Here is a 13,878-nt window from a genome sequence, read left to right as displayed (position 1 = left end):
GGTACGCCAACGGTGATATTAGCCACCGGCGATCCCACATGGTTTGGCATTGGCGCAACGCTTACCGCACACATTGCGCCGGAAGAATTCGAAATTCAACCAGCGCCTTCTGCTTTTTCACTTGCCGCAGCGCGCATGAACTGGCCGCTACAAAATGTTCAATGCATCTCTGTGCATGGCCGTCCTGTTGATATCCTTCATTCCCATATTGTACCGGGTCAACGCATTTTGGCGCTAACAAGCGATGCGAGCACTGTTGCAGAAATTGCAAAACTTTTGACCAACCGTGGCTATGGTGAAAGCCAAATGACAGTGCTCAACGCCATGGGCGGGGAAACAGAAAGCCAAGCCGAGTTCTTGGCAAAGGATCACTCCAACAAAGGCGTGGGTAATCTCAACACTGTTGCCATCGATTGTGTCGCGGATGAGCGTGCGCCGATATTGCCACCTTTGCCCGGTCTGCCAGATGGTGCCTTCGTGCATGATGGGCAATTGACAAAACGGGAAGTGCGTGCTGCCACTTTGGCCAAACTAGCGCCGTTGCCGGGCCAACAATTGTGGGACGTGGGCGCAGGATGTGGCTCGGTTGCGATTGAGTGGATGCGGGCGGCACCCCGTGCAATCGCTACTTGTTTTGAGCGTCACGCGACGCGCATTGAAATGATCGAAAAAAACCGCAAGGCGCTTGGTGTTCCCGGGCTCAAAATTGTTTCAGGCCAAGCACCTGAAAGTCTTGAAGGACTAGATGCGCCCGATGCGATATTTATGGGCGGTGATGTGGGCAATGAAGCACTATTTGATTTCTGTTGGGCCGCTTTAAAACCCGGTGGTCGGTTGGTCGCCAACGCAGTAACCCTGGACGGTGAAATGGCATTGGTGCACCGGCTTGAAAAACATGGCGGCGACATGGCCCGAATAGAGATTTCACATTTGGACAATGTTGGCGCACACAAAGCGCTGCGCCCGCGCATGGCAGTAACCCAATGGAATGTCGCCAAACCGCAAGAGGTTGAACAATGAGCGGCACGCTGACCCTTGTAGGCGTTGGACCGGGCGACCCCGAGTTGTTAACCCTCAAGGCGGTCAATGCCATTGGCAAAGCCGATGTGGTGGTCTATCCACAAAAACCGGGCGAAACCTCACTTTCCTTGTCGATTGCTCAAAAGCATATTGGTGCGGCCGCAGTTAGATTGCCAGTCAATGTGCCAATGAAAGTTGAACGCGAACCAGCACAACAGGCCTACGACCAGATTGCCAAGACGATTTCGTCTCTTCTTGATGAAGGCAAGTCGGTTGCTTACTTGTGCGAAGGTGACCCGCTGTTTTATGGCTCGGCCATGTATATGATAGAGCGCTTGCCTCAGGCGCGTGTTTCAATTGTGCCCGGCATTACTTCGCTCACCGCAACCGCATCTGCCATTGGCCGTCCGCTGGCTGCGCGCAACGAAACCCTCAAGGTTTTGCCAGCGCCCCTAGACAGCGAAAAACTGATTTTTGAACTCAATCAAACCCAAAGCGCCGCCATCATCAAAGTTGGTCGCCATTTTGATCGGGTCCGTGATGTGCTCACTCAAACGGGCCACGCCGCAAACGCCATCGTGGTGGAACACGCTACCCAAAACCGCCAAAAGGTGACGCCACTAATGGATTTTGCCAAAGGCGAACGCCCCTATTTTTCAACCATCCTCTGTTACAAAGGAGATGAAGCATGGGGCAAATAAAATCACCTCTGGTCGTCTCATTCTCCGTTGCCGGCGACACAACCGCACGAAAAATCGCTGACCACCTGAACGGCCAACTTTGGCTTAAAAGCGACATGGATGGTCAAGACAGCAAAGCACTTCTGCAATCCGCCTTTAGCGCCGAGCGCTCAATTGTTGGCGTTTGTGCATCCGGCATTTTGGTGCGCTATCTCGCACCCATTCTAAGTGAAAAATTGTCAGAACCAGCAGTAGTTGCCGTTTCGCCCAATGGCGAGCAAGCGGTGCCCCTTTTAGGTGGCCACCACGGCGCAAACCAATTGGCTTTAGATATCTCAGCATTGCTTGACGGCAACGCGGCCATCACCACGGCGAGCGACAATGTCTTGGGCATCTCTTTGGATGAACCGCCATTTGGTTACGTTTTGGCAAACCCAGATGCGGCCAAATCTGCCATGGCGAAATTGCTCGCGGGCGAAAAAATCAATCTGGATGGCAATGCCCCCTGGCTTGAAAAAAGTAGCCTGCTCTTAAAAGATGGCACTGTGAATGTGGCGATTGATCATCTGGTACAAGACGGTGCTTCACTTCACATCGTACCCAAGAACTTGATCGTTGGCATTGGGTGCGAACGCCATTGTCCAGCTGATCACGTGATCGCACTGGTCGAAAAAACACTGGCCGAAAACAACATCTCACCGCTCGCAATCGCTGCCATTGCGTCCATTGACTTGAAGTCAGATGAGGCAGCGCTCAATGCTGCTGCAAGCCATTTTAATGTACCTTTGCGCACATTCACCGCCGATCAGTTGAAACAAGAAGCAGTCCGCGTCCCCAATCCTTCAACGGTGGTTTTAAGCGAAGTTGGCACCCCATCAGTTGCAGAGGCATCCGCGATTAAAGCAGGAGCCCTGTTGGTTGAAAAGCAAAAGACCAACAAAGCAACTTGCGCCATTGGTATCAGCGAAACACCAATTGACGTTGATACGTTCGGCACTCTAGCGGGTGCTCTCTATCTTGTGGGCCTTGGCCCCGGCACCAACCAATTGCGCACTCCTGTCGCAGATATGGCTCTGCGCCGCACCACCGATTGGGTTGGGTACGGGTTGTATCTGGATCTTGCTGCCGACGCCAAAACCGATCAAATCGAACATCGTTTTGCTTTGGGCGAAGAAGAGTTGCGCGTGCGCCATGCGCTTGAGTTGGCGGGCATCGGCAAACAGGTCGCGCTGATTTGTTCAGGTGACGCGAACATTTTCGCCATGGGTGCTTTGATCTACGAATTGCTGGCCGCAACAGGCGACCGCGCCATATCCGACGCGGCTAAACGCGTGGCTATTGAAACATGCCCAGGCATTTCCGCTTTCCAAGCTGCCGCCGCAAAATCTGGTGCGCTAATCGGTCATGATTTTTGCTGTATCTCCTTGTCGGATTTGCTGACCCCGCGCGAGGATATTCTCAAACGTTTGGATGCTGCCGCAGCAGGAGACTTCGTTACCGCTTTCTATAACCCGCGCTCCATGCGTCGCACGGACCTGATTGAAATCGCCAAAGAGAAGTTTTTGAAACATCGCCCCAACAATACGCCGGTTGTGATCGCGTCCAATCTTGGACGCCCTGCAGAAAAAGTGCGGGTGGTTGAACTGGGCGAGTTCAACCCCGAAGAAATCGACATGCTGACTATCGTCATGTTCGGCGCATCCCAATCAAAAAGCTTCAAACGTGGTTCTGGCGAAACTGTCGCCTATACGCCGCGCGGTTACGCGAAGAAAGCCGCAAAAATGGATCAAGCATCATGACCGTATATTTCATTGGCGCAGGCCCTGGCGCTGCAGACCTCATTACCGTGCGTGGCCTCAAACTGATCGAGCGCTGCCCCACATGCCTTTATGCAGGCTCATTGGTGCCAACCGAGATTGTGGAGGCTGCTCCTGAAGGGGCATTGGTGAAAGACACCGCGCCCATGAACCTTGGTGAGATTATTGAGGACATGAGATCGGCACACGAACGCGGTGAAGACGTGGCGCGTGTCCATTCGGGTGACCCTTCAATCTATGGCGCCGTAGCCGAGCAAATGCGCCGTCTCGATGATTTGCAAATCCCCTACGAAGTGGTGCCCGGCGTACCCGCTTTTGCAGGCGCGGCAGCGAAATTGCAAACTGAATTGACTCTGCCAGAGATTGCACAAACCATCATCATTACCCGCACGTCGGGCAAAGCGTCATCCATGCCCGAGCATGAAACGCTTGAGATTTTGGGCCAGTCACGCGCAACCCTTGCGATCCACTTGTCGATCCGTAACCTTAAGTATGTCGAAGAAACCCTGACCCCGTTTTATGGCGAAGATTGCCCGGTGATCGTCGCTTACCGTGCCACTTGGCCGGACGAGAAGTTCATCACCACAACGCTCAAAGACATGCGCGCCGATGTGCGGGCAGAAAAAATCACCCGCACAGCCTTGATATTCGTTGGCAAAGTATTCGGCCAAAAACAATTCCGCGACAGCGAGCTATATAGCGCTGACTTCGCCCATGTGCTGCGCAACAAGGGCAAAAAGAAAAAGCGTCAGGCAGCGGAGGCTGAATGATCGGCAACAAATTGCAGTGCCGCATCAACCGAATAAACCTCGGGCGCTTCTGGCAACAGTGGGCGTTCAATCATGATCACCTTTGCCCCAACCATGCGCGCCGCTTCAAGCTTGGCAGCGGTTTGACCACCGCCCGCATTCTTGGAGACCAAATGGGTGATTTCGTGTTTTCGCATAAAGGCCAATTCGTCGCTCAACCGGAATGGCGGGCGCTCCAAAATCACGGTCACGTGAGAAGGCAAAATCACTTCGGGGTGCTCAATCGCCCGCACGAATATTTTGCAGTCGGTACGCAAGACCAGGGGCTCAATATGTTGGCGACCAACCGTGACCAGCACGTGCGCATCCGCTGGCAATTGTTTAGCTGCCGCTTCAATGTCCGATACATGGTTCCAATGGTCATCAACGCTTGCTTGCCAGGCTTCGCGCGTCAGGCGCAGCATGGGTTTGTTCATCTCAACGCCAGCATCTACAATATGGGTCGACATGGTCGCAGCAAATGGGTGCGTGGCGTCAATGATCATCTCAAAACCATTGCGGCTGATAAAATCGATCAACCCTTGCGTGCCGCCAAAACCGCCTGTGTGAATGTGCCCATTGGGCAGGCGCGGCTTGCGCGTTCGTCCGGCGAGCGACGTGGTAACCTGATGGCCCTGCCGGACCAATCCGTTCGCCAAATCAATCGCTTCTCCGGTGCCGCCGAATACCAAAATTCGCATAGTTCCACCTCCAAGTTGCGATTAGCTATGCGCGATTATAACCCCAATTCGATCCACCACCAAAACACTTGTTTTGGTCTTGTTGATATCCAACTTGCTTTGCGCTTGTTTGTTGGCCAGTTCCGCGACACGGTCCGCAATACTAAGGCCAGCGTCTTGGCACATTTCCAGAACATGTTTGGCGGTTTTCGCCTCCAATATTTGCGCGACAAGGTCATCTGTGCCACCAAGCGCGCGCACTTCAACCGCCAACCAGTTGAAATCAACCTGGGAGCGGCCTGAATGCAAATCCATATGCCCTTGCGCCAATTTCACGAGCTTTGCAAAACCGCCAGCAATGGTCAGGCGCGGCAATGGGTTTTTCTTGAGATATTTGAGCAAACCACCCACAAAATCGCCCATATCCAGATAGGCTTCCATGGGCAAGTCAAGATGTGCCATCGCCGCCTTTTCAGACGTGTCGCCGGTGGAGCCGACAACATGGGGCAGGCCTTCAGCCCGCGCCACATCGATACCACGATGGATCGAATGTATCCACGCAGCGCAACTATAGGGGATGACAATCCCTGTGGTGCCCAAAATCGAAATGCCGCCCAAAATGCCCAATCTTGGGTTCCACGTTTTATCCGCCAATTCTTCCCCGGTGGGCACCGAAACGGTGATTTCCACATCGGGCGCAATGCCATGTTTTTCACAAATCGCTTCCACATGTTCACGCATCATTTTGCGCGGCACAGGGTTGATGGCTGGCTCACCCGGCGGCAGCGGCAAACCGGGTTTTGTGAAAGTGCCAACGCCCGTTCCAGCTTTAAAGGTAACGCCACTGCCGGCTGCGCCGATTTGAACCCGCACGATAATCATCGCTCCATGGGTTACGTCCGGATCGTCCCCCGCATCTTTAATGATACCGCATTGCGCAAACCCCTTGCCCAATTCTTCGGTGGCCAATGCAAAACTGGGGGTTTGTTTACCGGGCAGGGTGATCGAAACAGGATCGGGAAAGCCGTCGCCCAACAGCGCTTCAAGCGCCGCGACCGTCGCTGCAGTGGCGCATGCCCCCGTGGTCCAGCCACGGCGCAATTGATCGGGTTGTTTTTGGCTGTCCGCACTCATATCAATGTTCTATATAGCGGCCACGACGTCGCGCAAAGAAAGAAGTTTAGATGAGCTTTTTGCATCGCCTCAAAAATCTGTTCGCCCCGGATAAGCCGCAAGGCCATTTCGGGCGTATGGATGATGCGGATTTCCCTCCCTTTGAACCGGGCACTGTTTGGCTTGTGGGCGCAGGGCCGGGTGCTGCTGGCCTGATTTCAATGCTTGGCTATTACGCTTTGGGGCAGGCGGACGTGATCGTTTATGACGCCCTCGTGGGCAAAGAGCTGCTCAAATTCGCCAACCCAAATGCTCAATGCATTTATGCAGGCAAGCGCGGCGGCAAACCTTCGCCAAAGCAAAAAGACATTTCAATAAGCCTGATCGATTGGGCAAAAGAGGGCAAAAAGGTTTTGCGCCTTAAGGGCGGCGATCCGTTTGTTTTTGGCCGAGGCGGTGAAGAAAGTGAAACATTGGCCAAAGCAGGTGTGAAATTTCGCATAGTGCCGGGCATCACTTCAGGCATTGGTGGGCTTGCCTATGCCGGAATACCCGTTACTCACCGCGATACCAACCAGGCGGTGATCTTCCTCACGGGGCATGATGAAACAGGCGAGGTGCCCCATGCTGTTGATTGGCAATCTATCGCAACTGCCGCCCCTGTCATCGTGATGTTTATGGCGGTGAAACACCTCAGCTCAATTTCCGAAAAACTGATAGCAGCGGGCCGCCAAACAGAAGACGCTCTCGCTATACTTTCAAATACCACGCTGCCCGAACAAACAGTGGCAATCACCACGCTTGGGGATGCGGGCGCATTTGTTGAACGCGAAGACGTACCAACGCCCGCCATTGTTGTGATCGGACAAGTGGTCAACTACCGCGAAATCTTGAACTGGTATACCCCATCGGAGAACCGCATTGGCTAAAGGGCTCATCATTGCAGCGCCAAGTTCAGGGTCAGGCAAAACACTCGTCACCATGGGCTTGCTCGGTGCGCTCAAAAATCGCGGCATCAATGTTGCTTCTGCAAAAACTGGGCCGGACTATATTGACGCGTCGTTTCACGCGCTCACCACTGGGGTCGCCGCATCCAACCTTGATCCCTGGGCCATGTCGGCGGCACAACTCAAAAGCCGCGCTGACGTAGCCGCAAATGGCGCGGACCTATTGTTAATCGAGGGCGTGATGGGCTTGTTTGACGGTGCTGTCAGCGGCAATGGCTCCACTGCTGATCTGGCCGCTGTACTCAACTTACCCGTGATCTTGGTGGTGGATGTGGGGTCGATGGCACAATCGATCGCAGCCGTTGTGCACGGCTTTTCGACCCTGCGCCAAGACATCAAAGTGGCAGGGGTGATTCTGAACCGCGTCGCCAGCGAACGGCACGAATTGATGCTCAAATCAGCGCTTGAACCGCTCGATGTTACCTATTTGGGCGCCCTTGTTCGTGATGACGAATTAAACATTCCCTCAAGGCATTTGGGCCTCACTTTGCCGCAAGATTTTGCGGCGGCGAAAGCGGTGGCCAGTACATCGACAAACCGGATCGATAAAAATATCGATTTGGACAAGTTGCAGTCAATCGCTGAACCCGTTCACCAAACCAGCGAACCCAAAAGACTTTCACCACTTGGTCAGCATAAGGCCATCGCCCGCGATCAGGCTTTCGCCTTTATCTACCCTCATTTCCTGTCCGATTGGCAAGCCCAGGGCGTCCAGCTCAGCTTCTTCTCACCACTTGACGATCAAACGCCGGACCAATCAGCCGATGCTATTTTTTTACCCGGTGGCTACCCCGAATTGCACGCGGAAAAACTTTCAAACGCTGCGCACTTCGCAAATGGCATGCGCGCAGCTGCAGACGCCAACAAATTGATTTATGGCGAGTGCGGCGGCTATATGGTGCTCGGACAAAGCCTCACAAACAAGCAGGGCCAAACCCACAAAATGCTAGGGCTTTTGCCACACAGTTCGATGATCGACCGCCCCCGCCGACAGCTCGGCTACCGCCAACTAACGCACAAAAGCGCGCTGCCGTGGACACAAAACCTGCGCGGGCACGAGTTTCACTATTCAACCCAATCTGGGGCGGTGAGCGATCCATTGTTTGACGCAACTGACGCGCAGGGCAACCCGGTTGCGCCAATGGGTTGTGTTCAAAGGCGCACTATGGGCTCATATGCTCATATTATCGAACAGGTGGAATAGGCAAAATGGCCAAAACACTCATGATCATGGGCACAGGGTCGGACGTGGGCAAAAGCCTCGTCACTGCAGGCCTTTGTCGTGCGTTCACCAACCGCGGCCATTCGGTGCGCCCGTTTAAACCGCAAAACATGTCGAACAACGCTGCGGTAACCGCCGACGGTGGTGAAATTGGCCGTGCCCAAGCGCTGCAAGCCCGCGCTTGTCGGATTGAACCAACAACTGCAATGAACCCGGTGCTCCTAAAGCCGGAGCAAGAAACAGGTGCGCAAGTGGTGGTGCGCGGCGAACGTGTGGCCTCTATGTCCGCCCGCGAGTATTTCAAAAAACGCAGTGTCTATTTGCCACAAACAGTTTCAGCATTTGAAGAATTACAAACCGATGCTGATCTGATTTTCGTAGAAGGTGCAGGCAGCGCATCAGAGATCAATTTGCGCGCCGCCGATATTGCAAATTTTGGTTTCGCCCGCGCGCTCAACTTGCCCGTCATGCTGGTGGGCGATATCCACCGTGGCGGCGTGATCGCGTCGATCATTGGCACTTTGGAGGTCATCGATCCAGCTGACAAAGCGCTCATTGTTGGCTCCTTGATTAACCGTTTTCACGGCGACCCAAACCTGTTTGAACAGGGCAAAAGCTTCATCAAAAATCGTACTGGCCTGCCGTGTTGGGGACCGTTGCCCGACTATCCAGATGCACAGCTTTTGCCGCCCGAGGATGTGCTAGCCCTAGATCATCGCCAAGTAGATCAAACGGGCGACTTCAAAATCGTCGTGCCGCGCTTGCCGCGCATTGCAAATTTTGATGACTTAGATCCTCTTCGCCAAGAAGAAGGCGTCAGCTTGCACATCATCCAGCCCGGCAATCCGTTGTCCATGGACGCGGATTTGATAATCCTGCCCGGCTCAAAATCGACAATATCAGACTATGAATTTCTTGTTGCGCAGGGTTGGGATATCGACATCAAAGCCCATGTGCGCCAAGGCAAATCTGTGCTCGGAATCTGCGGCGGCTACCAAATGTTAGGGCGCTCAATCGCCGATAAAAATGGTATAGAAGGCACCCCCAAATCCGTTGCTGGATTGGGCCTGCTCGACGTTGAAACAAGCCTGTCCGAACAAAAGCAATTGCGCCTAGAGAACGCAGTCTCAAGCACGCATGATTTGCCCCTGTCCGGTTATCATATGCATATGGGCGAGACCACTGGCAAAGATCGGATACAACCTTTTGCAAGGGTTGGTGATCAGCCTGAGGGAGCAATGTCGCCAAACGGTCAGATCGTTGGAACCTACCTGCATGGCCTTTTCGCATCGGACCAATTCCGCCGCGCGTTCTTGGATCAATTGGGCGCAAAAACCAATGCTGAGCTTGAATTTGAGGCCCGGATTGACCAGATATTGGATGGCTTTGCCGCCCATTTGGAACATCACGTCAATCTCGATCAAATCGCTCAGACCATGAAAACGCCAAGGAAATCAACATGACAAGCTTTGTCCTCGCCTTTGCGGCCACTTTACTCGAGCGGATTTTGGGCTATCCAAGGCCTGTTCTGAACGCGGTCGGCCACCCCGTTATGTGGATGGGTAAGCTAATTGAAGTGCTTGAAAAACGGGCCAATAATCCAGCTTTGAGCAATTTGCGCCGTCGCCGAAACGGCTTTGTAATGCTCACGATATTGCTGGCAACCACCGCATTTGTTTCGCTCCTAATCGTTTGGACCTTGCGCGATATTCCCTTTGGGTGGGCGGCTCAGATTTTTCTCGCTAGTACGTTGATTGCACAAAAGGAATTGGGCCAAGCGGTGAAGGCTGTGGCCGACGGCTTGCGCGAGAATTTGACCCAAGGCCGCCACGCTGTTTCCCATATTGTGGGGCGCGACCCTGACCAGTTGGATGAAGATGGGGTGGCGCGTGCAGCGGTTGAAAGCTTGGCCGAAAACACCTCCGATGGCATTATTGCGCCAATCTTTTATCTGGTGCTTTTTGGCCTGCCGGGAGTGGCCTTGTACAAAGCAATTAACACAGCAGATTCAATGGTTGGCCATAAAAACGAGCAATTCTTAGACTTTGGTTTTGCCAGCGCCAAACTGGATGATTTAGCCAACTTTATCCCCGCCCGTCTAACCGCTGCAATCTTTGCGCTGACAGCGCGGTTTACCCCGGGTATGGATGGTGAAGCTGCATGGCGATCTGCCCGGCGAGATGCAAAGCTTCACCGCTCCCCCAATGCAGGCTGGCCAGAAGCTGCAATGGCAGGCGCGCTGAACATAAAGCTTGGCGGCGCACGCGATTATGATGGGAAAACCTTGGATCTGGCGACCATGGGTGAGGGCAAAGATTTTATCGAAGCTTTGGATATTGACCGCGCGTTAAAACTCTATGGCCTAAGCCTCACGCTGACCTTGGCAGTGCTTTTTGTACTGGCGTTGATCTTTGGTTAGCCTTTCAAACGCTGGGCAATACCGGCGGTTACAAAGGTCACCGTCTCGCACAGCCTAGCCAGTTTTTGATGACTTATCCCCGCATGGTCCCGAAATTCTCGCGCCATTTTATTGTCCGGCACTATGCCTTGGCCAACTTCATTTGAAACAAGGATAATTTGGCTCGCCGTGTTCGCTGTAAGCCAGTGAATAAGCGCGTCGACGCTCTCATCAACACTCATCTCAGCCATCATCAAATTGGTGATCCACAAGGTCAAACAGTCGACCAAAAAAACCCTTGATACGTCCCGATTTTGTTCCAGAGCAGAAATCAAATTCAGGGGAGATTCAACGGTGATAAATTGGTCCGCACGGGATGCTTTATGTGCATCAATACGGGTGCGCATTTCATCGTCCCACGCTTGCCCGGTTGCCAGATAGACGGGCTTATCCCCCATGTTGAGGGCCATTTGCTCCGCATATGAGGTCTTTCCAGATTTCGCTCCGCCTAAAATCAAATGATGCCCGCTCATCGCGTTTCCCCTTCGGCTTTGCCCGGTATGCGGGCGATAAAGTGCCCGCGCATGCCTTGGGGCCATTCAATAAAAGGCACATTACCATCTTCAGTTTTGTCGTGCGCTGCACACCAATCCAAAATGGCTTCGGCATCTTTATCCTCGGGTGAAAAATAGCCGGCTAAATATCCAGTTCGTTTTTCATCTTCTAGCAACACCGTGCATGAATGTTTGCACGCCCATAGGCATTCGTGCCCCACGATTTTGAGACGTGTTTCGCGTTTGTCACGCAATGTTTCAAGCGATTTGAGCAATATCTCACCACCAGTTTCACCATTGGCGTTATATGCATGTTCCTTGGAAAATTTGCAGGTGGTGCAAACGGTCAATTTTTGGGTCAAAGCGAACTCAAATATGTTGGTCAAACTGGAGCGCACGAAATTGCGTCGAATTGAGAAAAAACGCAAGAGGTGGACTTTTTGTTACAAAAGGGGCGATTAATACTTTCGTCTAAGACGTTTTGCCTTTATGTATCGCGCCGTGTCATCTCACCCGCGCAAAATTTTAGGAGAGCGCCCGGTGCAAAAATTCTATCTTGGTATTGACGGCGGCGGCACCAATTGTCGCGCGCGCCTCGCCAATGAAAATTTGGAAACAATCGCTGAAACCCGTGGCGGTCCGGCCAACACCACCATTGGTGATGGATCACAAGCCTATGGCTCAATTATTGATGTAAGCCAAAAGGTGTTTGAAAAAGCAGGTCTTGGCGAAAAAGACATGGCCAACACCATTGCGTGCCTTGGTCTTGCTGGTGCGCACTTGGCCTCCTCAAAGCGCGATTTCGCCGCCCGTGATTATCCCTTTGCCCGCACGTTGGTGCACAACGATGTGGAAACAGCCCGAGAAGGCGCGCATTTGGGCGAAGATGGCGCCGTATTGATTGTTGGTACAGGGTCTGCCGGGCTCGCAAAAGTTGAAGGCAAACTACACCCGGTTGGCGGCTGGGGTTACCATATTTCAGATACCGCATCTGGTGCCATTCTTGGCCGCGCCATTGCCCGTCGCTCCATTGAAGCGCTGGATGGCCTTTGCGAGGGGGCTCCCTTAACGCAAGCGATCATTGAAAAGCTTGGTGGGTCAACGGACACCATGATGGATTGGTCGTTTAAAGCTTGGCCTAAGGATTTTGCCAGCTTGATCCCCATGTTCATGGAATTTGTTGAGCAGGGTGACCCAATCGCGCAAGAAATGATGGCATTTGAATATGAGCAGCTTGATCAGTTTGCCGATTGGTTCAAAAAGCGTGGCGCAAAAAAACTCGCCATTGTAGGCGGATTTGGCGAACGCTTGTTGCCGCTCCTTAAAGACCGCTACGGTGATTTTGTGATGGGTGCGCAAGCTGACGCCCAACATGGTGCTCTATTGATGGCGAAAGCCGCACAACAAAACTAGGAGGCAAGAGATGTCGAGCCGTATTATCCCAGTTGATCCGTTTGACTATGTGGTGTTTGGCGCCACAGGTGACCTTAGTCAACGCAAACTCATTCCCGCGCTTTTCCATCGCTTTATCGATCAGCAATTCGATACCAATTCGCGAATTATTGGCGTGTCGCGGTCCGAGATGACCACAGAGGAATTTCAAGCCTTTGCCATTGCATCTGTTCGCCAATTTGTTGATGCCACAGATATTGAAGAAGAACAGCTCAAAGAGTTCGCCGGTTGCTTTAGCTACATCGCCAACGATGTAACAGATAAAGATGGCTGGGCCGAACTAGACGACGCTTTGCGCGACGACCCGGAAGTTGTGCGGGCGTTTTATTTGGCCGTCGCCCCATTTTTGTTCGAACCCATTTGCGACTATCTCGCCACCCGCAATTACTGGACGCCGGACGCGCGCGTGGTTCTTGAGAAGCCTCTTGGGCGCGACCTGGAAAGCTCAATTGATATCAATGACACGGTGGCCAAGGTTTTCCGCGAAGACCAAGTCTATCGGATTGACCATTATTTGGGCAAAGAAACCGTTCAAAATCTGTTGGCATTGCGTTTTGCCAATACACTATTTGAGCCAATTTGGAATTCTGCCCACATTGACCATGTACAAATCACTGTGGCCGAAAGCGTTGGCTCAGGTGGGCGCAGCTATTACGAAAAATCTGGTGCGCTGCGTGACATGGTGCAAAACCACATGCTGCAATTGCTGGCGCTGTTCGCTATGGAACCGCCGACCAATTTCGATGCTGGCGCAGTGCGCGATGAAAAGGTCAAGGTGCGAGTCGTTGTTAGGTGCCGCCAGTCTGCGGTACCCGCCAAACCTCGTTGGGCATGGTGGGCCAAAATGACGTAACACAACGGTAGTTCACGCCTGAGACTTCGCTGGATAAACCTGCGGCAAAATGGCCGCGGCATGATCATTCCAGGTTGCGCAAGTAACCGGGTCGTCAGAATCGGAATTGCGGGTGTGAGGTGGACGACATGCAGATCGCACACCTCTCGGAGCTCGTGCGGCCCGCCGGCGAACGCGGGGACGTACGATCCGTGGGTCGTTTGGCGATGACCGGCTTGATGAGCCAGGTCAATTAAGCCACGTCGCGCCTATTAGTCATTTTTCTTGGACTTTTTCAAGCGGGTCGGTTTGCAG

At 53.1% G+C, this 13,878-nt stretch carries 14 protein-coding genes; 10 read left to right on the top strand and 4 right to left on the bottom strand.

Annotated elements, in window-relative coordinates:
• From cbiT to cobM, 4 genes are all read left to right on the top strand, one after another.
• The coding region (gene cbiT / locus Q0231_RS14055; protein WP_299348344.1) for a precorrin-6Y C5,15-methyltransferase (decarboxylating) subunit CbiT at window positions 1–1,020 on the top strand (1,020 nt) is incomplete at its 5' end.
• Window positions 1,017–1,721: a precorrin-2 C(20)-methyltransferase gene (gene cobI / locus Q0231_RS14050; protein WP_299348341.1), complete on the top strand. Its 705-nt coding sequence runs from the start codon at window positions 1,017–1,019 to the stop codon at window positions 1,719–1,721. The genes cbiT and cobI, both read left to right, overlap by 4 nt.
• A complete protein-coding gene (locus tag Q0231_RS14045; protein ID WP_299348338.1) occupies window positions 1,709–3,499 on the top strand; it encodes a cobalamin biosynthesis protein in 1,791 nt (596 codons plus the stop codon). The genes cobI and Q0231_RS14045 overlap by 13 nt, the downstream gene beginning before the upstream one ends.
• Complete coding sequence (gene cobM / locus Q0231_RS14040; RefSeq protein ID WP_299348335.1) at window positions 3,496–4,287, top strand: precorrin-4 C(11)-methyltransferase; 792 nt, start codon at window positions 3,496–3,498, stop codon at window positions 4,285–4,287. The genes Q0231_RS14045 and cobM overlap by 4 nt, the downstream gene beginning before the upstream one ends.
• Here the strand turns inward: cobM and Q0231_RS14035 are convergent.
• Both Q0231_RS14035 and Q0231_RS14030 read right to left on the bottom strand, forming a co-directional pair.
• Window positions 4,266–5,006, bottom strand: a complete 741-nt coding sequence (locus Q0231_RS14035) for a cobalt-precorrin-6A reductase (protein WP_299348332.1) — start codon at window positions 5,004–5,006, stop codon at window positions 4,266–4,268. The genes cobM and Q0231_RS14035 overlap by 22 nt on opposite strands.
• A 21-nt stretch (window positions 5,007–5,027) precedes the next feature.
• On the bottom strand, window positions 5,028–6,119 hold the full coding sequence (locus Q0231_RS14030) for a cobalt-precorrin-5B (C(1))-methyltransferase (protein ID WP_299348329.1): 1,092 nt from the start codon (window positions 6,117–6,119) through the stop codon (window positions 5,028–5,030).
• A 116-nt stretch (window positions 6,120–6,235) separates the two neighbouring features.
• Between Q0231_RS14030 and cobA the strand changes: the two genes are divergently transcribed.
• From cobA to cbiB, 4 genes are read left to right on the top strand one after another with little or no spacing between them, the layout of a single operon-like run.
• Complete coding sequence (gene cobA, locus Q0231_RS14025; protein ID WP_299348347.1) at window positions 6,236–7,027, top strand: uroporphyrinogen-III C-methyltransferase; 792 nt, start codon at window positions 6,236–6,238, stop codon at window positions 7,025–7,027.
• Complete coding sequence (locus Q0231_RS14020) at window positions 7,020–8,309, top strand: cobyrinate a,c-diamide synthase (protein ID WP_299348326.1); 1,290 nt, start codon at window positions 7,020–7,022, stop codon at window positions 8,307–8,309. The genes cobA and Q0231_RS14020 overlap by 8 nt, the downstream gene beginning before the upstream one ends.
• Window positions 8,310–8,314: 5 nt before the next feature.
• Entirely contained in the window at window positions 8,315–9,790 is a 1,476-nt protein-coding gene (locus Q0231_RS14015) for a cobyric acid synthase (protein WP_299348323.1), read from the top strand.
• Window positions 9,787–10,746 carry an adenosylcobinamide-phosphate synthase CbiB gene (gene cbiB, locus Q0231_RS14010; RefSeq protein ID WP_299348320.1) on the top strand — a complete coding sequence of 320 codons (960 nt, stop codon included), beginning with the start codon at window positions 9,787–9,789 and terminating at the stop codon, window positions 10,744–10,746. Before Q0231_RS14015 ends, cbiB begins: the two co-directional genes overlap by 4 nt.
• On the opposite strand, the gene cobU is transcribed toward cbiB, so the two are convergent.
• Together cobU and Q0231_RS14000 are read right to left on the bottom strand one after the other, a co-directional pair.
• On the bottom strand, window positions 10,743–11,258 hold the full coding sequence (cobU, locus tag Q0231_RS14005) for a bifunctional adenosylcobinamide kinase/adenosylcobinamide-phosphate guanylyltransferase (RefSeq protein WP_269392921.1): 516 nt from the start codon (window positions 11,256–11,258) through the stop codon (window positions 10,743–10,745). The genes cbiB and cobU overlap by 4 nt on opposite strands.
• The gene (locus tag Q0231_RS14000) at window positions 11,255–11,641 is read right to left on the bottom strand and encodes a DUF1636 domain-containing protein (RefSeq protein WP_269392920.1); all 387 of its coding nucleotides are present in this window, start codon (window positions 11,639–11,641) and stop codon (window positions 11,255–11,257) included. The genes cobU and Q0231_RS14000 overlap by 4 nt, the downstream gene beginning before the upstream one ends.
• Before the next feature lie 178 nt (window positions 11,642–11,819).
• On the opposite strand from Q0231_RS14000, the gene Q0231_RS13995 reads away from it, so the two are divergent.
• Window positions 11,820–12,692 carry a BadF/BadG/BcrA/BcrD ATPase family protein gene (locus Q0231_RS13995; protein ID WP_299348315.1) on the top strand — a complete coding sequence of 291 codons (873 nt, stop codon included), beginning with the start codon at window positions 11,820–11,822 and terminating at the stop codon, window positions 12,690–12,692.
• 10 nt (window positions 12,693–12,702) lie between these two features.
• Window positions 12,703–13,584, top strand: coding sequence for a glucose-6-phosphate dehydrogenase (locus tag Q0231_RS13990; RefSeq protein ID WP_299348313.1), 882 nt, complete (start codon window positions 12,703–12,705; stop codon window positions 13,582–13,584).
• Window positions 13,585–13,878 lie beyond the last annotated feature (294 nt).

This window comes from uncultured Maritalea sp., from assembly GCF_937139385.1.
GTDB classification, from domain to species: domain Bacteria; phylum Pseudomonadota; class Alphaproteobacteria; order Rhizobiales; family Devosiaceae; genus Maritalea; species Maritalea porphyrae_A.
The sequence above is the reverse complement of the archived record's forward strand: the minus strand, read 5'-3'. Positions and strand labels throughout refer to the sequence as shown.